Annotated in this window: 22 protein-coding genes and 3 pseudogenes; 1 reads left to right on the top strand and 24 read right to left on the bottom strand. The window is 58.8% G+C overall.

Going from position 1 to position 25,479, the window contains the following annotated elements:
- Positions 1 to 370: 370 nt before the first annotated feature.
- The 21 genes and pseudogenes from EN932_RS00995 to queC form a co-directional block, all read right to left on the bottom strand.
- Positions 371 to 577 carry an exopolysaccharide production repressor protein gene (locus EN932_RS00995; RefSeq protein ID WP_082826584.1) on the bottom strand — a complete coding sequence of 69 codons (207 nt, stop codon included), beginning with the start codon at positions 575 to 577 and terminating at the stop codon, positions 371 to 373.
- Positions 574 to 891, bottom strand: coding sequence for a ferredoxin III, nif-specific (fdxB, locus tag EN932_RS00990; protein WP_174800308.1), 318 nt, complete (start codon positions 889 to 891; stop codon positions 574 to 576). Before fdxB ends, EN932_RS00995 begins: the two co-directional genes overlap by 4 nt.
- A complete protein-coding gene (locus EN932_RS00985) occupies positions 888 to 1,046 on the bottom strand; it encodes a CCE_0567 family metalloprotein (protein WP_224571204.1) in 159 nt (52 codons plus the stop codon). The genes fdxB and EN932_RS00985 overlap by 4 nt, the downstream gene beginning before the upstream one ends.
- A 90-nt stretch (positions 1,047 to 1,136) precedes the next feature.
- Positions 1,137 to 1,580 carry a DUF269 domain-containing protein gene (locus EN932_RS00980; protein ID WP_245483244.1) on the bottom strand — a complete coding sequence of 148 codons (444 nt, stop codon included), beginning with the start codon at positions 1,578 to 1,580 and terminating at the stop codon, positions 1,137 to 1,139.
- 320 nt (positions 1,581 to 1,900) lie between these two features.
- Positions 1,901 to 3,046: a TlpA disulfide reductase family protein gene (locus EN932_RS00975; RefSeq protein ID WP_063170388.1), complete on the bottom strand. Its 1,146-nt coding sequence runs from the start codon at positions 3,044 to 3,046 to the stop codon at positions 1,901 to 1,903.
- Positions 3,047 to 3,318: 272 nt separating this feature from the next.
- Positions 3,319 to 3,696: a hypothetical protein gene (locus EN932_RS00970; RefSeq protein ID WP_024505270.1), complete on the bottom strand. Its 378-nt coding sequence runs from the start codon at positions 3,694 to 3,696 to the stop codon at positions 3,319 to 3,321.
- A 13-nt stretch (positions 3,697 to 3,709) separates the two neighbouring features.
- The gene (locus tag EN932_RS00965; RefSeq protein ID WP_063169368.1) at positions 3,710 to 5,008 is read right to left on the bottom strand and encodes a SidA/IucD/PvdA family monooxygenase; all 1,299 of its coding nucleotides are present in this window, start codon (positions 5,006 to 5,008) and stop codon (positions 3,710 to 3,712) included.
- 842 nt (positions 5,009 to 5,850) lie between these two features.
- On the bottom strand, positions 5,851 to 6,723 hold the full coding sequence (locus EN932_RS00960) for a universal stress protein (protein ID WP_063169369.1): 873 nt from the start codon (positions 6,721 to 6,723) through the stop codon (positions 5,851 to 5,853).
- 95 nt (positions 6,724 to 6,818) lie between these two features.
- Positions 6,819 to 7,634, bottom strand: a complete 816-nt coding sequence (locus EN932_RS00955; protein ID WP_063169370.1) for a response regulator transcription factor — start codon at positions 7,632 to 7,634, stop codon at positions 6,819 to 6,821.
- Positions 7,631 to 8,110, bottom strand: a complete 480-nt coding sequence (locus tag EN932_RS00950) for a NifX-associated nitrogen fixation protein (RefSeq protein WP_024505267.1) — start codon at positions 8,108 to 8,110, stop codon at positions 7,631 to 7,633. The genes EN932_RS00955 and EN932_RS00950 overlap by 4 nt, the downstream gene beginning before the upstream one ends.
- A 16-nt stretch (positions 8,111 to 8,126) precedes the next feature.
- Complete coding sequence (gene nifX / locus EN932_RS00945) at positions 8,127 to 8,624, bottom strand: nitrogen fixation protein NifX (protein ID WP_063169371.1); 498 nt, start codon at positions 8,622 to 8,624, stop codon at positions 8,127 to 8,129.
- Entirely contained in the window at positions 8,621 to 9,973 is a 1,353-nt protein-coding gene (gene nifN, locus EN932_RS00940; protein WP_024505265.1) for a nitrogenase iron-molybdenum cofactor biosynthesis protein NifN, read from the bottom strand. Before nifN ends, nifX begins: the two co-directional genes overlap by 4 nt.
- An 8-nt stretch (positions 9,974 to 9,981) precedes the next feature.
- The gene (nifE, locus tag EN932_RS00935) at positions 9,982 to 11,466 is read right to left on the bottom strand and encodes a nitrogenase iron-molybdenum cofactor biosynthesis protein NifE (protein WP_024505264.1); all 1,485 of its coding nucleotides are present in this window, start codon (positions 11,464 to 11,466) and stop codon (positions 9,982 to 9,984) included.
- A 61-nt stretch (positions 11,467 to 11,527) separates the two neighbouring features.
- Positions 11,528 to 13,069 (bottom strand): nitrogenase molybdenum-iron protein subunit beta, encoded by a 1,542-nt coding sequence (nifK, locus tag EN932_RS00930; protein ID WP_024505263.1) that lies wholly within the window; start codon positions 13,067 to 13,069, stop codon positions 11,528 to 11,530.
- Positions 13,070 to 13,198: 129 nt separating this feature from the next.
- A complete protein-coding gene (gene nifD / locus EN932_RS00925; protein ID WP_024505262.1) occupies positions 13,199 to 14,701 on the bottom strand; it encodes a nitrogenase molybdenum-iron protein alpha chain in 1,503 nt (500 codons plus the stop codon).
- An 87-nt stretch (positions 14,702 to 14,788) separates the two neighbouring features.
- Positions 14,789 to 15,682: a nitrogenase iron protein gene (gene nifH, locus EN932_RS00920; protein ID WP_024505261.1), complete on the bottom strand. Its 894-nt coding sequence runs from the start codon at positions 15,680 to 15,682 to the stop codon at positions 14,789 to 14,791.
- Between the two features lie 1,097 nt (positions 15,683 to 16,779).
- Positions 16,780 to 16,976 (bottom strand): annotated as a pseudogene (locus EN932_RS38650) (7-carboxy-7-deazaguanine synthase QueE); the annotation flags it as partial.
- Positions 16,977 to 17,136: 160 nt separating this feature from the next.
- Positions 17,137 to 17,889 (bottom strand): carbonic anhydrase, encoded by a 753-nt coding sequence (locus tag EN932_RS00905; RefSeq protein WP_063169372.1) that lies wholly within the window; start codon positions 17,887 to 17,889, stop codon positions 17,137 to 17,139.
- A gap of 770 nt (positions 17,890 to 18,659) precedes the next feature.
- Positions 18,660 to 19,385, bottom strand: a complete 726-nt coding sequence (gene queE / locus EN932_RS00900; protein WP_164548811.1) for a 7-carboxy-7-deazaguanine synthase QueE — start codon at positions 19,383 to 19,385, stop codon at positions 18,660 to 18,662.
- Between the two features lie 5 nt (positions 19,386 to 19,390).
- Entirely contained in the window at positions 19,391 to 19,747 is a 357-nt protein-coding gene (gene queD, locus EN932_RS00895) for a 6-carboxytetrahydropterin synthase QueD (protein WP_063169374.1), read from the bottom strand.
- Positions 19,747 to 20,445, bottom strand: coding sequence for a 7-cyano-7-deazaguanine synthase QueC (gene queC, locus EN932_RS00890; RefSeq protein WP_063170389.1), 699 nt, complete (start codon positions 20,443 to 20,445; stop codon positions 19,747 to 19,749). Before queC ends, queD begins: the two co-directional genes overlap by 1 nt.
- Positions 20,446 to 20,814: 369 nt before the next feature.
- On the opposite strand from queC, the pseudogene EN932_RS00885 reads away from it, so the two are divergent.
- Positions 20,815 to 20,956: pseudogene (locus EN932_RS00885) on the top strand (transposase); the annotation flags it as partial.
- On the opposite strand, the pseudogene EN932_RS00880 reads toward EN932_RS00885, so the two are convergent.
- The 3 genes and pseudogenes from EN932_RS00880 to hisC form a co-directional block, all read right to left on the bottom strand.
- A pseudogene (locus tag EN932_RS00880) lies at positions 20,951 to 22,153 on the bottom strand (IS3 family transposase). The pseudogenes EN932_RS00885 and EN932_RS00880 overlap by 6 nt on opposite strands.
- Before the next feature lie 254 nt (positions 22,154 to 22,407).
- Positions 22,408 to 23,442 carry an LLM class flavin-dependent oxidoreductase gene (locus EN932_RS00875; protein ID WP_063169375.1) on the bottom strand — a complete coding sequence of 345 codons (1,035 nt, stop codon included), beginning with the start codon at positions 23,440 to 23,442 and terminating at the stop codon, positions 22,408 to 22,410.
- 71 nt (positions 23,443 to 23,513) lie between these two features.
- The gene (gene hisC, locus EN932_RS00870) at positions 23,514 to 24,644 is read right to left on the bottom strand and encodes a histidinol-phosphate transaminase (RefSeq protein WP_063169376.1); all 1,131 of its coding nucleotides are present in this window, start codon (positions 24,642 to 24,644) and stop codon (positions 23,514 to 23,516) included.
- Between the last annotated feature and the right edge of the window lie 835 nt (positions 24,645 to 25,479).

The following is a 25,479-nucleotide window of genomic DNA, read 5'->3' as shown; positions in this document are numbered from 1 at the left end:
CGGGAAGAGTGCGGCCCTCGCCGTTACCCACATTTCGCCAAAGGAAGCGAAGTCAACGCACATTGAGAGGGCGGTGCTTCCCGGCCGGCCGGGATCCCTGTCGCTGGCCCAACCTACCGCACGCTGGCCACGTCAACGGTTCAAAGTCCCTTCGGTTCGCAAAGTCGTCCCCTTGGAGACCCGGAAGCGCAGGAGCTCCGACCGCAGTCTTCGCTCAACTCTGGCCATCTGCTCCGGGATTGGATTCCGTTCCCTTGCTAGCACAGTGGCAGCTGAGCACGAACTCGCCGGCCCCGTGTCTTTCGATTACGGCCAACGGGCTTAGGAAGAGATTGGATTCGCCGGCCCTCTGCGGAGCGAATGAACAGTTCTACAGATCATCGACGTCCGCGAAAAAGAGCACGCAGCCGAAATAGCAGGCCTGAAGCAGCAGCGAACAGGCCAGCGTCGTGACGACTGCCACACGGATCGAATCCAAAGCGAAGTAAACCATCGACGCATTGCTGCACAGGACCAGCCCCACGAGCCGACAAAAAGATGAAGTGCAACGCCGTTCTCCTGGTTTTCGCCAGATCATGTTGCGAGCTCGTCGGCCGCAACATGCGTCTGGCAGTTCTTGGGGCAGACGCGGCCGCAGGCTCCGCAGCCTATGCAGCGGCCGGCATCATCGACAACCATGATCATGCGATTGAGCTTGCCGTCGAAATCGTCGTCCTCGTCATCGCAGGGGCCGAGGATTTCACCCGCATCATCAACGCCGTGAAGATGCATGACATCGCGCGAGCAGACCTTGAAACAACGGCAGCAGCCGATGCAGGTCTTGCTATCGATGGAGGTCAGGTACGACGGCATCCAAATGGAGCCGTCACGGGTGGTGAATGTGCGCATCATCCTAAATTCTTCATTGAAGCGAGTTCTCTCTTGGCAACATCCAACTCGGCATAAACGGCTTGGGTTTTCTCGGCGACTTCCTGTATGTCGGCCCACTTGCCCGGCAGACCCTCGACGAGGTCCTGCAATGCCATCTTGGCAATAGCTGCACGCAACTGGAGCTTTCAGACTTTTTTCCTCATCCTATCTAGGTCTGACATAGATCCTTCCTGGAACAATGGTTTCTTGATGCGCTCCATCTCGGGCTAGGCTTCAATGGCTGCAGTCGCATCGTCGACCAGTTTCGTACCGGCCTCAGCAAGTTTGCGGAAAGTCTCGAAGCCGAACCGGTGGACGTCTCGACAGAACGCCCAACCGCTGGAAGCCCCCACGGGTTTCATTTCTATTATCGGCGACGTCGACACGCCGGAGCGCTCCTCGATCGCAAGCGCTACGGCGGTGTAAAACATGTCGAGCCTCCACAGCGCGTCAGGATCGGGATCGCCGCCAAAGGGTACCGCACGTTGCTGTTGCTTGGTGATGATGAACTCGGCCAGCAGCTCGGCATCCGAATGGCCTTCCCATAAGCCGAAGGAATCCTGAGTACGAATGAGCCGCAGGAGGCATTTGACGAACGGGGAAGCAAGGGCCTCGTCGTCCCCGTGGACAGCAGGGCCAACCGGTTCATGAGGAATTTCGCTTTTCCCCAATTTCAGTACTCCTCTTGAAGGACGATCTCTTTTTCTGCGATGTGTGGTTCGGGCGCTTGCGTGGGCGGGGAATGGCTTGGGCGAGCCGATCCCACGCAACAGTGTCCCGTGGCCGACCTCGAGCACGTCCACCAATGCGAGACCTTTCACCGCGGCGCGAACGCCTGCGCCGCGGTTCGACCCGAGGTAAACGCAATGGAAATTCCACCTGCCGCAAGCCGCGCACTTTTGCGGCATCGACGTTATTGCTGCGAAGTGCGCCTGGGCGGGCGGATTTGCCGGTGTTCAATTCCAATTGTCATGCCCTTCGCGATCCTTGCTCAGGAAGTGACAGCGTTTTGAGTTTCGGAAGTCTTGTTTTGCGGAGCCACACAGAGACCCGCGTGACAGGCAGGCTCACCCGTGTAGTTGGCCAGGGCTTGGAGCAACGAGGTGAGGTAGCGCTGTTTGGTTTGGTCCGGCACTGGCTCCGAATGGTCCAGCGATTTGATTGCCACCTCGATCAACTCGATCGCCCGGTCCTTGTTGCCGCTCTCGTAATAATACTGAGCGACCGGAAAGTAACACCCGAATTTAAAGTCTCCATCGCCTTGCGGAGGATTAAGTTCCAGGATCTGTTCGGAGAGCTCCTTGCCCATCGCAAAGCGATCATCATGCGGAAGATGGGAGTTGTCGATCGTGGGATGGAAGAGTTGGTTCAGCGCCATCACCACCCAAGACATCGCTTCGAACTTTTTGTTGATCGCGTCCTCGACCAATTCGCGCATAAGCGGCAAGCCGGTTTTGATGTCGCGCAGCTTGTGAAGCAGAATATCCGCATGAACCCGCCGAAAATCAAAAGAGTCTGGCATCACGGCGAGGCCTTCTTCGATGGCCAATAGTGCCGCTGCCCAATCCTCGTCCTGCATCGCCGGCCCAAGTTTGGCGTATATCGGCTGACTCAGCGACGATTCGCGCACACGCGAGATTCGCTTTGCATCGACGGCTTTCGCTTCATAGCTGCTGCGCCAGCTGCCGTTAAGGACTTTCGGCAAAACGTCATCGAGAGGTGCCGGGTGGCCGATATAAGCGATGTGGCCGTCGCGGTCGACCACGAACGAGGTGGGAATCCCGAACGAAGAGCTGGGTTCCAGCCAGAGCTTTTTCATTTCGCCAGTGCAATCGAACGCTGTCCGATAATTCAGATTCGGGAACTTCTCGGTCAGCCAGGCATCCACGTTGGTCCGCGCTTCGTCCGCGGTTGCAGCCTTTTCGCAAGCTGCGACTCCGATAATCTCAAATCCGCTGTCTTTATATTTCTCCTGCAGTTCGATCAAATGGGGCATGGCGTGGACACATGGTCGGCACCAAGTCGCCCAAAATTCAACGAGGTAGACCTTGCCGGGCCGAAGGCTCGTGAGGGGCTCGCCACGCAGCCAGTTCTCCACTTTCAGCGCAGGAGCCGGGGACCCCATACGCAGTTCCATCTTGGTGTCCAAAGTCATTCCACACCTTTCGTCTCTTTTGTCGCGGAATATTTTCCAGTCAAAATCGGACACGGTCTCGAGGGCATTGCTCCCTCTCGCTTGCTTCAGCGGAGCTCTCACCGTGTTGCCGCACATCAAGCACGGCAAAGGGCATGCCAACCCTTCTTAGCTTCGGCAAGCGCCGGTACCGCCTTGAATAAGCGAGCCCTAACACGGCCAGCTGACGTTAACCTGAATGTCGGCTTTCGACGGCTCACCTTAGCGGCTGCCGTTTAGGAAGGTGAGAGTTTGGCTGGCCCGCTGGCGATAAGACCGGCTTCGGCGTCCTGGAGTAGTCGCACTTCGGCGATGGGGTCGAAAGTGCGGGAGAGGCTCGGTACCCTTGCAGCCACCGCCGCATGTGGCCCGGCGTCATAATTCGCGTCGCGGTTGCCAACGGCGGCGTTGGGCTCGATCCACGTGGCGTTGAGCCCGACAGCACGTAAAGCTGCATCGTGATTGAATGCCCTTTGCTGTTTCACGCCAAGCAGGAGTCGCGCGACGCTACCTTGCTCAAGCGCGAGCAGAGCGATCTGACGCCGTAGGAATATTGCTCGTCCCGCTTTTGCCGCCAGAGGCGGAAATCTTTCCTGAATGCCACCGCCGATCATCAATATCGACGAATCATATCCCGCTGCCCATTTGTTCGACTCCGAGGTCGGGCCAGCACTCCGTCAAGGGACGGTTGATGAACCCTAGATGCTCGGGATTGGCGCATGGCGCGCGCCGCAGAAGGCTGTCAAGGATGCGGCGCGCTCGCCAGGCCAGCAGCCCAAAGTTCGGATCAGCCAGCCCGCGCTGTCCAAGGCAGGCGTTCTGAACGAAAAGGCGTCGGTCTCGCGGTCCGTCCCAGTACACCGAAAAATCCTCGCCGATGGCGAGCTCATTGCCGATCTGTTCGAGGCGATCTGCGATCGGTTCTAGGAAACCCGGCAGCGGTTTCTCGTACCCGGTGGCCAGGATGACGATATCGGCGGTTACTTCTCCGATGTTGTCCAAGCCGCGTTGCAGCGTGAGCCTGTGCCCTGCTCCGGCATTGATGCAGCGCGACACGTTGCAACTTGGCCGCAATGTGATCTCGCATTGGTGTGGCTCGAGAAAGGCGTGGTGGTAGAGCGCCTGATAGACCGCGCGCAACTTGCTTTCTGAAATGCCCTCGGAGGCAAGCGCGAAACGCCGCAGGAACAGCTGTCGATGCACCTCGCTCATCGCAGCAAAACGATCCGAGAAGCATGGCGTGAACAGCCCGTTTGTGAACGCGTGGTCGTCGAAAGGCATCTCGCGCGTCAAGACCCATGTGATCGCCGCGGGCCGCCGTTCTTTCGGCCGGCCGACAAGGTGCAGTAGCAGCTCGGCTCCCGACTGTCCGCCGCCAACAACGCAGACATGCTTTTTTTGCACCTCAGGATTGATGTGGGCCAACTCAGATGAGTGGAACAGGTTGGGTCCAGTCCAGCCATGAAACTGAGGCGGAATTTGCGCCTGCTTGCCTATGTCGATGACGAGGTTTCTTGCATCAAGGACCGCGTTGTCCGTCCGCACGCGAAACTCGCCGTCAAAGCGGATTTCGCGAACGGCCTCGCCGCCACGGACAAGCGGATTCTTCTGGAACGCCCAGTTGAGATATTGGGCGAACTCGGCTCTAAGCACCCCGTGAAATTGCGCATTGAGGAAATTGTAAAGACGCCCGTTCTCGTGGAGGTAGTTTACGAATGTGTAGGCTGATCGCGGATTGACCAGAGTAACCAGATCCTGGAAGTGGCCGACCTGGAGCTCCGCGCAATCGAAAGCGCTGCCTGGATGTCCTCGGAAATCGACCTCCCGGTCCAGGAACAGTGCCCCTTGCGCAATCTCTTCCTGTATCTGACACGCAAGGCTCAAATTAGATGGTCCAGCACCCACACCAATACAAAAGAGGTCCACTTATCCTTACTCCTCTAGGAGTGTTTTCCAACTCAGCGGCATGTTGACGTCGATTGCCGGGCATTGAGCAATGCGAACCTCACAGGCATGCTTGAGCCGCGGTCCCGACTGAGAGGACAGCAAAAGCGTGTGCCGCCTTCCAGGTCTTGGGCTCAATGTCGGCGGCATCGACAGCGGCGCGGCGTGATCCGAACCCAAGAGCAGAAGGAAAGTGTGTGATGCTGTCGCGCGGCTCTTCCGGATCTTACGGCGGCTTCTAGCGCCGGCCTCCACCCCAGGAGTGGCTGTTTCCCTGCCACGACGGAAGCGGCTCTTTCTTTCGAGGGGCGTAACCATGGATAACGGCTCTTAATGCTTTCGGAGACTCCCATGCATGCGGCGTGCCGGATAAAGACCTGTCAAACCAACGAGTTCGCGCAGTTCCAGCTCGTCTGGAATCCGACATTGTCGCACGCCCGACGATCGGGCAGGGGAAGCTCCGCGGCAGCGGCCCTTGCACACCGCAGGCTGACAGGGACAGCCGCCGATTTGACGCGCGTCCGGGTACTGATAAGGGGCCTTCCAACAGGGTTCGCGCACGAGGCGGGGTCTCCTGGTACACCCGCCCTGTGGCTTGGCTGCGGTCTGCTGCAGCCGTTCGTCTTTACTGCCCGTTGCGGACGATCTCGCACGAGTTGGTTCACGAGAGCGTCGTGAAGCAGTCGAGGCGTCCGGTTTGGCTCTGACAAGCGTCGCAAGATGTTCGCGGATCCAGCCATGTCTCCGCAATCCGACCGGTAACCGACGACGACTTCGGACTGGTTGGCGGTCCTACGACCTGATCGGTGTTCCTACGGAGCTGATCAGCGAGCCAAAAACAGCGGCAATGTGGTCTTCCCAAAGCTCCAGCTCGGCGGACCGCCGAAAATCCGCTCACGCAGCCCACGGCTGCCATAAGCACCCATAACCATCATGTCAGCACAGATGTCGTTCGCGTGCTGGGTCAGCACTGTGCCCGCCGATTTGCCGGCGCTCTTAAGCAGGTCAACGGAGACCCGAGCACCGTGCCGAGTAAGATAGGCAGCGATGTCAGCTCCAGACTGCGCGCCTTTCCCGTTGTTTTGCGCCTTTGGATCGACCATAGCGACACAGACTTCCTTGGCAGCGGATAGGATACTAAGAGCTTCCCGAACCGCACGCGAGGCCTCTACACGCGAATCCCAGCCGACCAGCACGCGTCGAGGCGACAGCGTCGCCTTAACGCCCTTCGGCACGATGAGCACCGGCTTTCCGCTATCGAACAAGCAGCCGTTGACAACAGGAGGTCCGAGAGTCTCATCGTTGAGGAGGTCTCCTCCAACGATCGTCAGGTCAGCGCAGAGCGCCCGCTGTCGTGCCACTTCACCGAGGCTAGCCGGATCGCAATAGTCGGTGTCAACGTCACAGGAAAGCGACATAGCTTTCAGCCTTTTGAGGATATCCGCGGACCGTCTTTCCATTCTGGTCACGTCCTGTGAAAATTTCTCGATTTGCTGAAATCGATAGTTCGGTACTGCAATTGCCTGTGCACGTCCTGTATTCCATTCGGGGGGCGGAGACGACATCAAGAGCAATGGAGGCGGTATAATGAGTACCGATAGGTGCGCGCCGACCTCGGCACACAGTCCGGCAGCTGTTGTGAGGTCCTCATCAGAATGATCAGCACCCGTCACACTGAATATGCTTTTAAATTCCATTTGCCTGCTTCTCCTGGTCTTCGTTAGGAGCGCCTCAAAGCGGCAACACCGCTCTCAGGAGGAAGAGAGAGCGGCACCACGTTCGATCACCGATTTCAGTCGTCCGGCTTCTCGAGCGAGTAGCCGGCCGACCTGACGGTGCGAATGACGCTGCCGGGCAAGGCCGTTTTCAGCGCCCTCCTGATTCGGCTGATATGGACATCGACGGTGCGTGCACCGACATGAATGTTGGGCAGCCAGGCCGCCCCGATAAGCTCGTCCCGGCTGAAGACCTTGCCGGGGGCCTCAATCATAAGCCGCAGCACGTTGAAATCGATCCGTCCGAGATGGATGTCGTGGCCATTACCGCGAACCCGATGGGCATCGAGCTTCATCTCCAGGCCTCCACAACAAATCCAACTGTCGTTTTCAACCCCGTTCGGACCACGCTTGGTCAGCCCGAGCCTCGCCCGCAGGCAGTCGAGCAGCTTGGCCGGAGCCACCGGCCGCACAAAGCTCTCAACGCCTGCCTTCAAGAGATCGAGGTGCTGGTGCTCGGCGCCAGGCGCGATCAGGGCGATGATAGGCAGGTCGGTGGTGCGCGGTTCCCGCTTGAGGTGGGCGCAAATTGCGGACCCGTTTATGCTGGCTGGGTCGCAATCCAGCACTACGGCCTGAAGCTCCCGTTGTTCGGCCAAGGCCAGCGCAGCCTTCGCGCCGTCTGCCGTCTCACTGCTGAAACCGTCAACCTCCAGTATGTGGCTGTAGAGCAGATAGAACTCGGCATCTTGCGAGCAGATCAGGACCAGCGGCTTCTTCATCGGCGATACCCCAACAACCTGGTCGGCCTCGAGTCCCTGGATCGAGGGGACTGGCCAACATAGTTTCTCGGGTCCGTCATGATGGCCTTTCTCGAAAATCGCGCCCATCATGCCAGCGCCACGTGGGGAAAGGTTTCGATGACTGAAATCGCATCGTCGACCAGCTTCGTACCGGCCGTGGCGAGCTTCAGGAGCGTCTCGAAGCCAAACCGGTGGACATCGCGCAGCGTTTTGGACAAAACGACCAGCCGTCCGGTCGTGAAAAGCACCCGACCAAAACCCTCATGGCTCACCTGGATCATCGGCGATGCCATAAGGCCGCAGCGCTCCTCGATCGCAAGCCCGATGGCGGCGTAGTACTTGTCGAGCCTCCACAGCACGTCGGGATCGGGATCTCCGATGATTGGGATCCCTCGGCGCTGTTCCTTGGTAATGATGAAGTCGCCCAGCAGCTCAGCGTCCGCTTTGCGTTCCCACGAGCCATAGGAATCCTGAGAACGGATCAGCCGCACGAGGCATTTGACGAACGGGGTGCAAAGAGCCGCCTCGTCTTCGGCGACAGCTGGGGGGATTGCGGGGTCAGGCATTGGCGTCCTCCTCTTTTCAGTCCTCGTCCTCGAAGGACGGTTTCTTTTCGGCAATGCCCGCTCGCGCCAGCACCTTGCGCAGCCAAGGCGGAGGACACGTCCTGAGCATCATCTGCGTGCGCAAGAGCACCTGTGGGATCGATTGGGGCTCCGCCACTTTGATCGGGTGGATTTTTGCCGCGACAAGCTTGGCTGCCGAAGGGCCGCCAATTGCCAGACAAAACAGGATCTGACAGCCCTTGAGCGCATCCACCTTTGGCGTGATGCGATCATCGCGCTCGGCCCGATGCTCCCCGCTTTCATCGGACACGTCATCGAAGGCCACGGCTTCTACGAGATTCCATTCCTCGCGCGTCACGTCGTAGACAGCAAAGCGCCTGGCCGACCCGAAATGGGCGTTGAGGTCCTGCATGTCCTGAGTGGCGATCGCAACGCGCAATGCGCCCTTACGTCGTTCAGGCATCGGGGCGAAAACCTCACTACTGACCAGCGAGAGGCGGCGAACAGCGTTCATCGTGATATTTCTCGATTACGGAGTGGATCAAGCGCCTCAGGAGTGGGCGCGTGTTGGTTGGCCTGGAAGATGCTGGCGACCTCGAAGATCATGTCGCGGGTGCCCTGATAGAGAATTGCGAGCTTGTGCTGGCTGCCTAGTCGATCGAAGACCGGGAACCCGATGCGCATGAGCGGAATTCGGAGCCGCTCCGATGCTTGGCGCCCGTGCGAATGCGTGACAAGCAGGTCAGCACCGACGGCAAGACTTTCCAGATCGCCGAGATCGCCGATCTGAACCGAAACCGCCGGGACTTTCTCGAGAATTTTAGACCTGTCGGTCGTTGTGACGGCCGCGGCTATCTCGGAGCCGAGGCCAGCAAAGAAGGTCGCAAGTTGGAACAGCTGGTCTGGTTCGGCAGCGATGGCAATTTTCTTGCCGCCGAAATGGAAATGTCCGTCGAGCATCGCGTCCTGCAATTGCGCCCGGCGCCGGCGCACGCGGGCCGGTACCGCCGCGCCCGAAATCGCAGACAGCAGCGACACGAAGCGGTCCGTGTCCTGCAGCCCAGTCAGTGACTGGAACAACACGTAAGGCACGCCGGTCAACCCGTGCAGCGCTTTCGCCGGGCGGCGCATGTGCTCACCGATGGCGATGCATTGCATGGCCGTGCCCAACTCGCGAATGTCTTCGACGCTGGTGCCGCCGTATGTGGTCGCTACCCAGCGGTCAGGAACCGTACCGTCGAGCGAGCCTGAAATGTCGGGCAGAATAACCGGCTTGAGCCCAAAGCTTTCAACCATGTCACGCATATGCTCGATGTCGGCGACAGTGAGGTTGCATCCGGGCAGGATCGCGATCTTCTTCGGCTGCCGCGCACGTTCGCCCGAGCCTGTAATCCCTTTGATCATTGCGGTGACTGCCTTGGCCCAGCCCTCTTCGATCGCGCCGTCAAAATCCGGCGTGTTGGCCAGCACGACCTCCGTACCCGCAAGCTCTTGCGTGTGCTTCAGCTTGATGTTCGCAATATCACTCGCGCAATCTTCGCCACGCGTCTCCACCAGCGCGGTCGTGCACACCCCGATCAGCTTTGGCTTCGTGCGGTTCTTGAGGTTGAGGATGGCTTCTTCAAGATGGTCGGCAGCGCCGAGGATGGTCGCCACCTCATCCATCGCTGTTGTCTGCAATGGAATCGTTTCTTTGAAGTGCCGTACGAAGAGCACGAGCGCGAAGCTTGTGCATCCCTGGCTGCCGTGGAACAGCGGCATCGCGCCGTCGACCCCAAGAAAGGCAAAGGCGGCACCCAGCGGCTGCGACGACTTCAGCGGGTTCACCGCCGCGGATTTGGTCTGGGGAAGGATGCGGGCCATCGGTCGCCTCAACACTCGCTGAACTCGTGTGCCGTCGCGCCGGCGAATTCATCGAACAGGTGCCCGGACTCCTTCTTCGTGCATGGCAGTTCGTCTTTTAGATCAGGCTGGCAATCCCACGGGGCCGGCTGGCGCACCTGAGACCAGACCGGATTGTGAATGGCGAGGTCGATCTGGCGTACGAGTTCCACCATGCCGGCATAGCCGGCATAAGGGTGCTGGCGCTCCTGGTTGATATCGAGCCAGGGCGTCTTGGCCTTGAGCGCAATGAATTGCGTGCGACCGCCCGACAGCATGATATCGGCCCTGTGTTCAGAGAGCATGGCGTACAGCTCGCGCGCAGCCATGTATTCGAACATATGCTTGTCGTGCTTGAGAACTTGTTTGATGCGCTCCTTGTCCTGCACCGTAGATTTCTTGACCGAGGTGCCGACGATCTCGATTCCGATCTCCATCAGCGCACGGACAACCGACCAGGACTTCACACCGCCTGTGTTGAGCAGCACGCGCTTGCCTTGGAGCCTTTGCCGGTAGGATTCGAGTTTCTTCCACGCGATCGCCTCCTGCTGCGCGATCAGCGTCTCCGTGCGCTCGAGGATCTCCGGATCGGCGCCCTTCCTCACCAGCAGCCTGACAAGGTTGCGAAGAGCTTGCGATGTGTCGGAGATGCCATAGAAGGAGCCCTCGAAGAACGGGATGTCCCAGCGCTCCTCCATCTTGCGGGCAAGACTGATCAGCGCGGTCGAGCACACGATCATTGCCGCCCGGGCGCGGTGCGCGGAAGCAATGTCGCGGTAACGCGCATCGCCGGGAATGCAGGCGCGCACCCGGATGCCGAGCCGATCGAGGAGCGGCTTTACAAGCCAGAATTCGCCCGAGAGGTTGAATTCGCCAAGGATGTTGATGTCGTAGGGCCCGGGGTCGTCGGGTTCGACCGTGCCGATGACATGATCGAGCAACGCCTCGGCGGCGAGCTTGTTGCCGAGGTTCTTGGAGCCTGCCAGGCCAGGCGCATTGATCGGCACCACGGCCAAACCGAACTTTTCCGTGGCGCGTTTGCACACGGCCTCGATGTCGTCACCGATCAGCGCCGTTACGCAAGTTGAGTAGACGAAGATCGCCGGCGGCGCGTATGTGTGCTTGATCTCGCGGATCGCCTTGAAGAGTTTCCGCTCGCCCTGCCCCATCACCAGGTCGAGTTCGGTGAGGTCGGTCGTGAAGCTTGTCCGCCACAAGGTCGGCCCTGACGAAACCGCACCACGGTTGTCCCAAGAATTGCCCTCGCAGGCGAGCGGCGCATGGACCAGATGCGCAACGTCGGTGATCGGCTGCAGGACGATCTTGGCTCCGTCAAAGGCGCAGCCGCCGGCTGCCGCCCCTGGTGTCAGCGACTTCGAGCAGCCCTCCTTGCGCGCCTTGGCATCTTTGCCACGGTTCTTATCGCAGGCGGGCTCATCGAAGGCGTCCTTGATTTTGGCGCTGAGGGAGGACATCGCTCAGCCTCCCCAGTCCATTGGGCAAGGAATGGCCTCGGCGAAAAGCCGGCCACGGCTCTTAGCGCGTGAGGTCATAGGAATAATCCGTCACACCCGTCTCGCTCGTCTCGCGATCGAGTTTGTCGAAGATCTTGTCGAGGATCGTCGTCAGCACGCGCAACGCGCCCTGGTAGCCAAAGAGCGCAAAGCGGTGATGATGGTGCCGATCGAAGATCGGAAACATCAGCCGGATCAGCGGCGTTCCGGTGTCGCGCTCCAGGTACTTGCCGTAGGAATTGCCGATCAAAAGGTCCACCGGCTCGGTAAAGAGCAGCGAGCGCAGCGCCCACAGGTCCTTGCCCGCCCAAACCTGGGCAGCCTTGCCGAAAGGCGAGGATGCTAGCAGCTTCTTCAAATCGGCTTCCCATGCCGAGGTGCCATTGGTGGCGAGGCAATGGGTTGGCTCGCCGCCGGTCTCCATGACAAAGCGGGCCATTGCGTGAACGAAGTCGGGATCACCGTAGATGGCGTATTTCTTACCATGCAGCCAGGATTGGCTGTCCGCCATGGCGTCTACCAGTCGGCCGCGCTCGAGGCGAATTGCCTCGGGAATCTCCTTGCCGGAAATCGCCGCGACCTCCATCAGGAATTCGTCCGTCGCCTGAACGCCGAGCGGATAGTGGAACGAGGCCGTCGCCTGCCCGACCTCCTCGCAATAGCCCAGTGTCTTTCGGGTGTTGTGATGCTGCAGCGAAAGCGTTGCCTCGGCGTTGAGGGCCTTCTTCACCTCGTTGATCTTCGTGCCCCCGTCATACATGCGGTATTCACCGTCCGAAGGCGTATCGAACTGGTCAGAGGCATCCTGGATCAATGTATAGGACACGCCCATTACATCGAGCAGGCGCTTGAGCTCCCGGTTGTTGCCGACGCAGAAGCCGTCGAAGCCCGGAATGATGTTGATGGTTCCTTCGATTTGCGTACGCTCCTGACCTTTCCAGAAGTGCTCCAAAATGCCTTTGACCATGTTGTCATAGCCGTCGACATGACTGCCAACGAAGGCCGGGGTGTGGGCAAAGGGCACGTCGAAGTCGCGCGGGACTGAATCTTCGTCCTTGGCGTTCTGGATGAAGCTGTGCAGGTCGTCGCCAATGACCTCTGCCATACAGGTCGTCGACACGGCAATCATCTTGGGGTCGTAGAGCTGGTAGGTGTTGGCGAGCCCGTCGACCATGTTCTTCAGGCCGCCAAACACCGCCGCATCCTCGGTCATTGAGGAGGAGACCGCCGCGGCAGGCTCCTTGAAATGGCGCGACAGGTGCGAGCGGTAATAGGCGACGCAACCTTGGCTGCCGTGGACGAAGGACATGGTTCGCTCGAAGCCGGCGGCAGCGAATACCGCACCCAGCGGCTGGCAGGCCTTGGCCGGGTTCACGACAAGCGCTTTGCGGGCGAGGTTCTTTTCGCGGTATTCCCACGTCTGGGTGAAATCGCGCTGATCGGAAACGATTTCATCGGGGTGCGGACATTCGAAGTTTAGCTTCTTCTCAGCGAGCATCTTTCTGTATTCCGGCTCGCGGAACAGGGGAGCGTGATCGAGAATTTTTTCAGCCGACTGCGGCATGATGATTACCTCTTTTGCATCTGGCTGCGCGGGACGGCAGCTCAGGACGTCAAGACGTTCCAGGCTCCGGCGGATCAGAGGCCGCGGGAGTTCACCGTCTCAGTGGGAGACTGGGGCTGAAGCAAATGTTTATTCGGCAGCCATCGCCCGCTCATCGCCCCGGCTTCTTTTCCAAGGCGCGTGGAATAGGTCCCAGACCGGGTTGTTAATGGCGAGATCCACATCACGTGCGAAAATGGCAAAGCCGTCGTAGCCGTGATACGGGCCTGAATAATCCCAGGAATGCATCTGGCGGAACGGTATGCCCATCTTCTGCACCGGGTATTTTTCTTTGATTCCCGAGCCGACCAGATTTGGGCGAATCCCTTCGATGAATTTCTCCAACTCATAGCCGGTCACGTCATCGTAGATCAGCGTGCCGTTCTTCACGTAGTGGCCGGTGCGCTGATAGTCGTCGCTGTGGGCGAATTCATAGCCGGTGCCCACGATGACCATGCCGAGGTCCTCGTAGGCCGTGACGACGTGGCGGGGGCGCAGGCCGCCGACATAGAGCATCACGGTATTTCCTTCCAGGCGCGACAGGTACTTGGCGATGACCGCATCAACAAGCGGCCTGTACTTGGCAATGACCTTTTCGGTCTTCTCCTCGATTTCCGGCCCAAAATGCTTGGCTATGTTGCGCAGAGAGGCTTCGATCTGGGAGGGACCGAAGAAATTGTACTCCATCCAGGCGACGCCATACTTTTCCTCCATATGCCGACAGATGTAATTCATCGACCGGTAGCAGTGGATAAGATTGAGCTTAGCCTTCGGGGCGCGCTCGATCTCTGCGAGTGTGGCGTCACCCGACCAGTTGCCAACCACGCGCAGCCCTATCTCCTCAAGCAGTATGCGCGAGGCCCAGGCATCGCCGCCGATATTGTAGTCGCCGATGACGTTGACGTCGTAGGGGCCGGCCTCGAACTTGACATCCTTTTTGTCGAAGACCCAATCCCGGATTGCATCATTGGCGATGTGGTGGCCAAGCGACTGCGAGACGCCGCGGAAGCCCTCGCAGCGTACCGGCACGATCGTCTTGTCATACTCCTTGGTCTTTTTGCGAGAAACGGCCTCGGTGTCATCGCCAATCAGGCCGATAGGGCATTCGGACTGCACGGTGATGCCGTTGTTGAGCGGAAACAAGACTTCAATCTCGTCAATGATCTGTTCCAGCTTCTTGTCGCCGCCGAAGACGATGTCCTTCTCCTGGAAATCGGAGGTGAACTGCATTGTCCCGAACGTGTCGACGCCCGTTGTACCGACGTAGTAGTTGCGGCGCTGCGACCAAGAATATTGGCCGCAGCCGACCGGGCCGTGCGAGATATGGACCATATCCTTGACTGGCCCCCACACCACGCCTTTCGAACCAGCATATGCACAGCCGCGAATCGTCATCACCCCGGGAATGGACTTGATGTTCGATTTGACGTCGCATTCGGAAAGGACCTCGCTTTCCCCGCCAGCCTCGTTGCCGCTCTTTGCGACGTTGAGGTGCTTCTTGCGGCGCTTCGCCGCCTTGTCGGGATAATGCGACAGCACCTCTTCGATAAGCTTCGCATGAAGAGCACCGTCATTCTCGTATTCCCGGCTCATGAGTCCCCCTTTCAAGGTTGGGTGACGCCTCAAAGAATAGGCGCCGTTCTCTGCAAGGCGCGCCGATTCATGGCAGCGCTAATGTCACTACTGGGCCGCCGCCTTCGCCGCTTCCTTGGAGTGAAGCTCGGCAAGCATCTGCTCGTCGGTCTTCATGATGCCGAAGTCGAGCAGCATCTCCTCCAGCTCCTCCATGGTGATCGGCGTCGGGATCGTACCCTGGCCCGAATTGGCGTGGATCTTCTCGGCCAGAGCGCGGTATTCCCCTGCCTGCTTTGAGTCCGGCGCGTACTGGATCACCGACATCTTCCTGAGTTCGGCATGTTGGACGATGTTGTCGCGGGGCACGAAGTGGATGAGCTTGGAATTCAATCGGCCAGCCAGTGCTTCGGCCAGATCGAGTTCGCGGTCGGTTTGACGTTCATTGCAGATCAGCCCGCCCAGCCGCACACCGCCCGAATGGGCATATTTGAGGATGCCCTTGGCGATGTTGTTGGCGGCATAGAGCGCCATCATCTCGCCGGACATGACGATATAGATCTCCTGGGCCTTGCCTTCGCGGATCGGCATGGCGAAGCCGCCGCATACCACGTCGCCGAGGACGTCATAGGAGACATAATCGACATCGTCATAAGCGCCATTCTCCTCGAGGAAATTGATCGAGGTGATGACGCCGCGGCCGGCGCAACCGACACCCGGCTCGGGGCCGCCGGACTCCACGCACTTGATGCCTCTGTAGCCCACCTTGAGCACGTCCTGGAGTTCGAGGTCTTCCACCGAGCCTTCCTGTGCGGCGAGATCCAGGACGGTATCCTGAGCTTTCGAATTCAGGATCAAGCGTGTGGAATCGGCTTTGGGGTCGCATCCTACGATGAGGATTCTCTGCCCGAGGTCGACAAGGGCAGCGAGCGTATTTTGGGACGTGGTGGACTTGCCGATGCCGCCTTTTCCGTAAAAGGCGATCTGACGCAGACCTGACATAATAGCTTTCCTTCCTTCGTTCTAATTATCGCGACTGCCCGCGACACAAGTGCCGATAGGCAGCTCGTGCCGCCTCACACCAAGCATCGCAAAAAGCGTACCAGCGTGATCGGCCGATCCCAGAAGAAACTTTGTCATTAAATTCCAGCCGCTTAGACGGCGGCAAAACGCGCGAACGGGCCTTTCAGGCGTCTGTCACGGACACGACAAAGCCGACACAGATTGTCGTGCGCCATCCAAACCGCCGTGTGTCGAGCTCGAAGCGGGAGAATGGGGAAGTTAGCCCAAAGCTGATGGCGAGACCATCGGAAGACATCGGCTCTTGTCTTTCCAGCCTGCCATTGATCGGGCGGTCGCTGGATGAGCAGGAGCCTGGGGCTTGACCGCGGCGCGGGTAGTTCAGGCAGGCTTACAGAGCGGGAACGCCGGCGGCCGATAGACATCCGCGCTTAACCTTTCATAGCCCGTCTACAAGTTGGTTCCGCCGACGCGCTATATGGAAGCCAAATAATTCAGTAGCTTAGCCGAGAGCATTGATTTTTTCAGAAAGATACGTGTTATACGCGTATGAACCGCCGAACCCATGGTCGGCGCCCTCATGCGCGTGAGACCCCGTTGTGGGCGAGGCTCGCGACTGGCTGCACGATCCTAGCCGGCCTGCTTGCCATTGAGTTTGGTCCCGCCGCGGTAGGCTGCGGCATCAAGGGCAACATCAGCTACAACACTGGCAAGAAGATTATCACGTTCTTGGACAGGAATCTTACTGGGAGACACGCATCAACCTATTGAAGGGCGAGCGGTGGTTTTGTTCAGAGGAAGCTGCACGAAAGGCGGGCGGGCGGGCTTCGAGAGGTTAGTGTCGCGGCAGCTTGCAGATCTGCCCACGGGGCCGCCACGATCGCAAAGTGTGTACAAAAGCGCCCTCTCTGCCGAACTGAACAGTGCTCACGGCCATAGCCTCGGATGAGCCCGACTGGCTTGACCTCTGCATGATGAGAGCAGCTTTTACACCAGGTGCGCAGCACATGTCTTTAACGAACGCATCGTCTTCAAGAATATAGAGAGCAATTCGGAAAACCGAGTAGTTGGCGGCGAAGCTAGGAGAAGGTATACACTACCCTCTTGTTACCCCAGAGTAGAACGTGCAGCTGCGGCAAGACGCGGGCTTCGAACCACCTGTCGCTGGTCACCTTTTCTACCAGCGGTTCCATGCGCATCATATTCCGTCGGACTCGACAGAGACGTCTTCATTACCACGGCGGGGCGGCGTGTGATTGCCGGGTTGCAGACAAACCTCGCCGCGACGTATTTGGGACGAGTGGTGTCGGCACCGAATCCCTATCATTTAGACTAGCCAGCTTGGGGAGCGCCGTCAGACCGCCAGACCGGAAGAGGAGGCTTCGCGCCAACTTGTGCCAAGAATGTTGGACCGTGCGGAACCGCTGGGGCGGCGCTCAACTCTGGCGCAGGATGAAGCGTCGATTGGGTGAATGAATAGGGCGCGCGTTCGACGGGTAGAGTGAGGCAAATCGCTGGATGTCTGCCGGATCAACGTCAACCGGTTCCATCGCCACCATCCACTCGACGTTTTCGGTGCACGGCGGCGTCGTCAGTGAGCCCTCATAAGTCCAATAGCCAAGCGAGGCTGGCAGAAGCCAGTTGGGATTCACCTCGTCGATCGTCACCTCCCCATTCGGCAGTTCGGGAAAGGCCGCAGCAAGGGCAGCAAAGCTGGCATTTGTCGCGCCGGGCGTTAAAAAGACGCCCAGCACGCCCAGAGTACCACTTTGCGTGTCCTTGTGAACGAAATGCACCTCCATCGGGAAGCTCTTGCCCGCCACGTGATGTTCGCTTGGCGCATGGAAATGGAACTGTACCAGTTCGTAGACACGATCGCCGCGGGTCAGCGTGCTGCCTTGTGGCATATTGATTTGAATGGTGTGGCCGTTGTTCACCATATTGCCGCCGCCCTTGTGCCAGCCGATGGCGATATGCGGGATATCCGCCTTGACCGCGCTGTTGATATTGATCGGCGATTGCTGCGTGCCGGCAGAGCATACGAAATTTTCCTTATCCAGATCAGCCCAGTGCTCCGGTCCGACCGGACCGGTGTACCCCCAATGGGCACTGGTCGCTTGGGCGGCTTGAACGCAAATCCGGCATGCGCCGAGCGCAACCAACCCTTTGATCAGGTGACGACGATACATATTACTTTTGCTCCTCTTGCGAACTGATGTTGGTGGCTGCCCTAATGGACGCGTGATGGCCAATCGGCGCGGCCAGTATTGTCCTTTGCAACTGATAGATGCCCGCACGCCTTGGCGTGCTTTCATAAGTGCGGCTGCCGTTTCTCGGCTGGCCGGCTTCTGCAGCCCGCAACGGGGGCAGTTTCAACCAGCTAAACGATAAAAAATTTTAGCAGACCAGCGCTTGACCCCCGCCGCAAAGGCACAGGCGAAGGTGATCACTGCGCGGCTGCCGTTCGCGCCGGAGGCCGCATCGCTATACTTTACACTCGCTGCCCAAGGAGACGCAGGCGACCCCAATACGTTTTCATCGCTACTCCCGACGCAGCCGACCCACGCCACGAAAACGTTGCTATATTTCACGTTGGGCCAATGAGGAAATCGATCTTCTTTATGGAAGGCATTTGCGCAATGGATGCATTCCCATGCTGACAGTCGTGCGTCAGGCCGGACAATGAGATACATCGATAAGAGCTGGACAAGGATGAGGGGATGACGTGCTTGCGACGGAGCAGGTGGGGCGAGAAGGCCAGTTCTTGCGGATTTCAACTTTGCGTGACGACAGCTCATCGGAGTCAAGGTGACACACGCCGGCAGCGGGGTGTCCGGGCGGTTTCCAGCCGCACAATCGCGAGACCGCTGACGCGAACAAAGCTCGGCTGTACTCGGCACGCGAAGAGAGCCTGCCAAGCCGTTGGAGCCCGGCCTTCCGGTGCGACGCAAGCCACAGACTAGACCGCCCTCTTGTTACCCCAAAGCAGAACGTGCAGCTGCGGCAACACGCGGGCTTCGAACCACCTGTCGCTAGTCACCCTTTCGACAAGCCATTCCATTCGCATCATTATTCCGTCCAAGTCGACAGAGGCGTCTTCACTGCCAGGGAGCGGCGGCGTGTGATTGCCGGGTTGCAGATAGATCGGAAGGTGCGGATATCTCGCCGCGACTTCTTTGGCGTAGGCATAGTCACTCTCGTCGAAAACGACGAGCTTGAGCACGATTTGCGGCTTCTCTTGCGCCGCTTCGAGGCATGCATCAAACGCAGCCCAACGGGTCGTCATCTCGCTGGACGGCGGCTTTGGGCTAAGGGTCAGCACGTCAAGATCCGCAAACCACTCCCTCACCACGGAACCCTGCGTTTCCAGTGCAAAACGATAGCCCTCGCGATGGCCTCGTTCTATGAGGGGACCGAACGGCTGAATGGCCGGGTTGCCGCCTGACAAGGAGACCATAACCGGCCTGCCGCCGGAAAGCGCATGGACGGTTTGCCACACGGCATCGATCGGCATCGGTAGCCATTCATGGCGATACTGATTGTCCACCGCGTGAAGGCTGTCGCACCATGAACAGCGATAATCACATCCGCCGGTTCTGATGAACACCGTCGGCAAGCCGATGAGCACGCCCTCGCCCTGGATAGTCGGCCCGAATATCTCGCTCACACGGATTGCGGGATGCATGTCGGTCACGGACGGTATTCCGCCCAAGTTTTCGGTGTTTCGCTAACGCGCACGGCCGCGGTCTGCGGCAGACGTGCCTTGCACCATTCATAGAAATGTCTGGCCAGGCATTCCGCCGTGACCTTCTCATGTCCCAGCACGTCGTTGAGGTGCCGATGGTCGAAGCTCTCGTCAATGTAGCGTTTGAGCGGCGCCAGATCGTGATAGTCGCGCACGAAGCCGTGGGCGTCCAGTTCCTTGGCCGACAGCTCCACTACGACGACATAGTTATGCCCGTGCAGGCGCGCGCATTGATGGTTGGGAGGCAAGGAGGTGAGCTGATGCGAGGCCGAGAAGTGGAATTCCTTGCTGATGTGGAACATTACGCGCGCCTCCTGCGCAGCGCCTCAAGCCAGAAATCGGCGTCCTCGTAGTCGGTGGGATCAGCGTGCCCGGCGAGATGGAACGCTTCGCGCCGCTCGACGCAGGTCCCGCATCGTCCGCAGTGACGCACGCCGCCCTTGTAACAGGACCAGGTCTCAGCAAACGGGGTGCCGTATCTTGCGCCATCCGCAACAATGTCAGCTTTTCCGAGATTCACATACGGTGCATAGAGGCGTATCTGCGCATAGCCGTCGAGCGCGCGGTCTTGCATTGTCTGGAAAGCTTCAATGAAGGCCGGACGGCAATCGGGATAGATGAAATGGTCCCCACCATGCACGGCCGCCGCCACCGCTTCGGCGCTGTGGGCGGCGGCGAGACCGAAGGCGATTGCCAACATGATGGCATTGCGGTTCGGCACCACCGTAATCTTCATCGTGTCTTCGGCGTAGTGGCCGTCCGGCACGTCGATACTGCTAGTCAGCGCTGAGCCGGAAAGGCCACGGCCAATTTCGCCGATGTCGATGATCTGGTGCGGGACCTTCAGTCGCTGCGCGCAAAGAGCGGCGAAGCCCAATTCCTTCCTGTGCCGTTGGCCATAGTCGAAAGATAGAAGGCCGGTGAGTTCGTGCTCCGCTGCCACCATGTGAGCAAGGGAAACGGAGTCCAATCCGCCAGAGCAGACGGCGAGAGTCTTCATCATTGGTATCCTTGTTTTGACCGGGTAAGGCTGCGACCGGAGATTTCTCTGCGCCCCCACTACTCCAGCGACTCAGTTTTGTGAACCGGGAGAATTTGCGCTCAGCCCGATTGGAACGGGAGTGCGTCGCGTCCAACACGCGTGATCAATAAAAGTTGAGCGCTTCAGCAGTTTGTTTCGCATCGCGCCAACTTTCGCAACCTGCTGTCCGATCGTCGACTTCGAGACAAGGTGATGTTCGGCCGACATCGGCTGACTCTTAATTAAGCCGCAGAACACATGTTGGCTTTCTGGCCTTCGCTTGTGCGGTTGGCGAGGGCGACATGGATGCCAGCAAATTTGACATTGGCGACATCCGCCTGGAGAACCCTGCGCGGCGCGATTGAGGCCGCAGGCGAGCCTGCTCTAACTGCCGCCCTACAGTCCCGACTTCAATCCGATTGAGAACGCCTTCGCCCAACCTAAGGCGCTGCTGCGAGCAAAGGCCGAGATAACCATCAAGGCTCTATGGGACTGACGTTGCCCCAGCAGTTTTGAGTTCGTTTCCGGCGTGGGTTGTGCCCTGCTGGGCGGGTGAAGCGACGGGCGCTGGCGCGGAGCCTTTGGCATAGCGCAGCGCGAGCGACCGTCGCGGATTGAAGGTGCTGGCGAACTTGGCCGGGGTCTGCCAGGGGGGAGTGCGGCCGCGCGGTGTTGTAGTCGGCGTGCCACAGGGCGATGGCTACGCGCGCCTGAGCCAGCGAGGTGAACAGCGTCTCGTTGAGCAGTTCATCGCGCAGTCGGCCGTTGAAGCTCTCGATGAAGCCATTCTGCATCGGCTTGCCGGGCGCAATGTAATGCCATTCGACGCGGTTCTGATCCGCCCAGGAGAGGATGGCGTTCGAGGTGAACTCGCTGCCATTGTCGCTGACGATCATCCTGGGCCGGCCCCGCTCGGTGATGAGCCGTCCAATTCGCGGGCAACCCGCATGCCCGAGAGAGACGTATCAACGATGAGTGCGAGGCACTCTCTCGTGCAGTCGTCGACGACGGCCAGGATGCGGAAGCGGCGCCCGTCGGTGAGCTGGTCCGATACGAAGTCGAGCGACCAGCGCTCGTCGGGCCTCAGCGGCACCAGCATCGGCGCCCTGGTCCCGATCGCCCGCTTGCGGCCGCCACGGCGGCGACGGCGAGCTTCTCCTCCCGATAGAGCCGGAACAGCTTCTTGTGGTTCACGACCAGGCCCTCCCGCCTCAGCATCACGAGAAGACGCCGGTAGCCGAACCGGCGACGCTCCTGCGCGATCGGCCTTCATCCGCTCGCGAACCTCGCGGTCGTCCGGCCTGCTGGTCTGGTAGCGAACCGTCATGCGGCAACAGCCGATGGCTTTACACGCCCGCCGTTCGCTCATCCCGAAGCCTTCCTTCAGGCGAGCGACAGCTTTCCGCTTGGCGGCGGGCGTCACCATTTCTTTCCCACAAGGTCCTTCAACGCGGCATTGTCGAGCATGGCGTCGGCCAAAAGCCGCTTCAGGCGCGTGTTCTCGTCCTCCAGCGCCTTCAGGTCGCCGAGCCTCGGTGACATCCATCCCGCCGAAGCGGGCCTTCCAATTGTAGATCGAGGCGTCGCTGACCCCGTGCTTGCGGCACAGATCGCCAACCGATACCCCGGCCTCGTGTTTCTTCAAAATTCCGATGATCTGCTCTTCAGAGAAGCGGCTGCGTTTCATGTCCTGGTCCTCTGGATGGGCCAGAACGAACTTCAAACCGGATTAGATCAGAGGGGCAAGGTCAGGACGCCTCGGCGCGGTCGTCGACCTCTTCACCCCAGCCGAATGTGCCAACTACTTCAAAGCCGCAGGATATGACCTGGATCAGATAGGACGTGCTCCAATGGTTTACACCTGACACAGGAGTCCGGCCCCCACAACCGTTTCGCAATGAGGAGCAGCGCTGCCGCTGCTCCTCCAATCACACGACGGATTCACGATGCGGCAACTCGAGCCATGATTTCGGATCCAATGGCCGATGCGGTGTATAGTGAGGCATCCAGCGGCAAATCCCCAAATGCCAGTTGACACAGAAGATAATTAGCACCTGCCTCTTCCAGCTGATCAAGGAGAGCTTTTCGGACAGAATCTGCCGTTCCCACGACGCACAATTCACTTTCAATTGCTGCATCGAAGTTCAAAGGCAAGTTTGGTGGAGTGGAAATGGCATTTAGTTCGTATAGAAATTTGAAGCTATTGAGCCATCGTTCATAGGCAGGTGCTGCGAGCAAATACGCATCTGTTTCAGAACGCCCTATCACCACCATTCGGAGCAATCCAAGAAATGGCGCTTGCTGGCCAATGTCAGCATCGTGAATTCGGGCGGCGCGGAACGCGTCGGTAACGCTGCGAACAGAAGTGGAAGGTCCGACGCAGGCGATGTTTGCCCCATTCGCAGCGGCCCAGCTAGCCGGCTCGGGTCGATTGGTGGCGATCCATGTCGGCGGACGGGGATATTGGTGAGGTCTCAACGTCAGCGGAACATCTTTCAACTCAAAGTGGCGGCCCTGATAAGAAAGCGTCCCGCCTTTCATCGCATTGATGAGAATCTCACTGGCCTCCGCATACTGTTCTGGTGCTGCTTCTACAGCAACCCCGAAGTATCCCAATTCAGTGGGAGCAGAGCCGCGCCCTATGCCGAGTTCAAGCCTGCCGCCGCTCAACTGATCAAGCATGCAGATCTCCTCGAAGGCACGCAGCGGATGATAGAGCGCAAGTAGCATTACCATGGGACCAACACGAAGACTGCGGGTTCGCTGGGCGACGCTCGCTAAGAACAAATTCGGTGATGGACCTCTGCCATGCGGCGTACAGTGGTGCTCGGCGAGATGATACGCATAAAAGCCATAGCCATCGCACGCTTCTGCTAGGCTCAGCCGATCTGCATATTGTTGTGCGATGTCATCGCCGTTTTCGTCCAGATGATCGAAGATGCCGAAGGTCAGGCCCGAAGCGGAAATTTTCTTCAATTAATTGTTCTCCAAATTACCTATATTTATTCGCTAATCATCATAGCTCACGACATATCATTACTTGATGCTTAATGTGAATCGACTTCATGCTTGTGAGCACCGCGATCCTTCTTAAAGTTCATACAGACGCGTTCGGCGGCAGCAAGGAATTTGTCCATCTGCTCTGTGGTGCCAATGCTGACGCGAATACAGTTCTTCAAATCTACGTCAGGAAAGCTGGCGATGAGGATCGCCTGCTCTTTCAACGCGGCTTGCCAGCATGAGCCCTCCTGTCCCGCCGGCACACGGGCCAGCAAAAAGTTTGCGTGGGAGGGTGTTACGGAAAAGCCAAGTTGCAACAGCGCCAGGGTCACTCGCTGTCGTTCATGCTTGATGTGCCTGTGGTTCTCTTCGTAGGCGTGGCGATGCGCAAGAATGCTTTTCCCGACCGCCTGCCCGATCACGTTCATGTTGAAGACATTCTGGATGTTGCGCAGCCTGCCAATGATTTCTGGGTGACCGAAACCGAAGCCGACTCGCACGCCAGCGGCAGCATAGCTCTTTGAAAAAGTCCTCAAGATCAAAAGATTCGGATGTCTATTGACGAGGCGCAGGGCATTGTCGGGTGCGAAGTCAACGTAGGCCTCATCCAAGACGACCAAGCGATCTGCTTGCTCCACAAGGCGTTCGATTTCGGCCACCGGCACGAATGTTCCGGTCGGATTGTTCGGATTAGCCAACAGAATGAACTTCGCGTCTTTTGCGGGGCCGGACAGCAGTTTTTCTATCGGCAGGGGATGAGCTTCGCTCGATGCGATTTCGAGAAACTCGGCACCCTGCAACATGGCAAGTTTACGGTTGAACGAAAATCCGGGCGACAGCATTGCCACTCTATCTCCTGGGGCGAGGAAAGCTCTGTAGATGAGTCCGAGCAGCTCCGACGAACCGTTGCCGGCAATCACCTGATCTTTGGAAAATCCGTAAGCATCGGAGGCAGCTGCCCTTAAGCTGAGATTGTCGTCTTCCGGATAAAGATACTGGTGTTCGATCGCAGCAATTGCACTTTGCATTACGCTCTTCGGCAACGGAAACGGGTTCTCGTTCGTATTTAGCTTAACGCAGTTTGCATCCGTCGCTGGTCCGTTGGACGAGAGAGCATCTAATTTGCTGGCCACCGGCGAAAAAAGCGAAAGCACGGTCTTCAGTTTTGCATCGCACATGTTCTTCTCCGTTTTTCAGTCCCGCAGGGCATGTGACATGAGGCAATCGTTGATCGTGACTTGATCGACGTTCGGCTATATCAGCGCTGCCTTCCCACCCTGGTGGGGATCGCCGACCACGGTTTGGATTTGACACCGGGAAGCTGTCGAGAACCTGATGACGACCCAACGTTTGGCCGACGGCCGATTCGGCGCAACAGACGGTGTTTCAACATCGCATCGTCCTCAAAGCCGCATGCAGGGCCTGCACGACAGCCCGTCTCCAGCGCCCGCAGATAGGTGGAAGCCGAAGTCTTGCCGAACCTCAGTTGCTCTGCCACCTTGGCCCACCGGACTGCCCTGTTTATGGGTCAGGCGCAGGATATCTCTGACGCTCGTTCGTCTTGCTTGCTTCCGTCTTGGCATGGGCTCTCTCGGTTTGCTGATGAGAGAGCCAAATACCGGCTCATCTGAGCATGAGACGCAGGCCTGACGATATGGAGCGTCGCTGGTGGCGCGCGTAGCCGAGAGGGTTCGCCTCGCTGGCGGGGCATGCAAGACGGCGCACCTCCTTAGCCATCCTGTCCCATCGTCTCAGATCGTGAGGCGCACCTTATAGTCGGTGAGGAGATCTTGCAGGGTCAGGTTACGCCCTAGCGCTTAAGGTTGTTGGTCGCACCGAGCAAGCGCGGGACCTGTCGACGGACAACAGCGGTGCCACTGCCGGCACTAGGTGTGAGCTTTCGAGAGGTTGTCCATTCGGACCGGACCGAGGAGACTGGAGTTACCACGCTTCAGCATCCATCGGAGGGTCCGAATGAACATCCACAAGAATGCCCGTCTCACACCGCTGCGT

It is taken from the genome of Mesorhizobium sp. M7A.F.Ca.US.002.01.1.1 (assembly GCF_004022955.1).
Lineage (GTDB): Bacteria > Pseudomonadota > Alphaproteobacteria > Rhizobiales > Rhizobiaceae > Mesorhizobium > Mesorhizobium ciceri.
The sequence above is the reverse complement of the archived record's forward strand: the minus strand, read 5'-3'. Positions and strand labels throughout refer to the sequence as shown.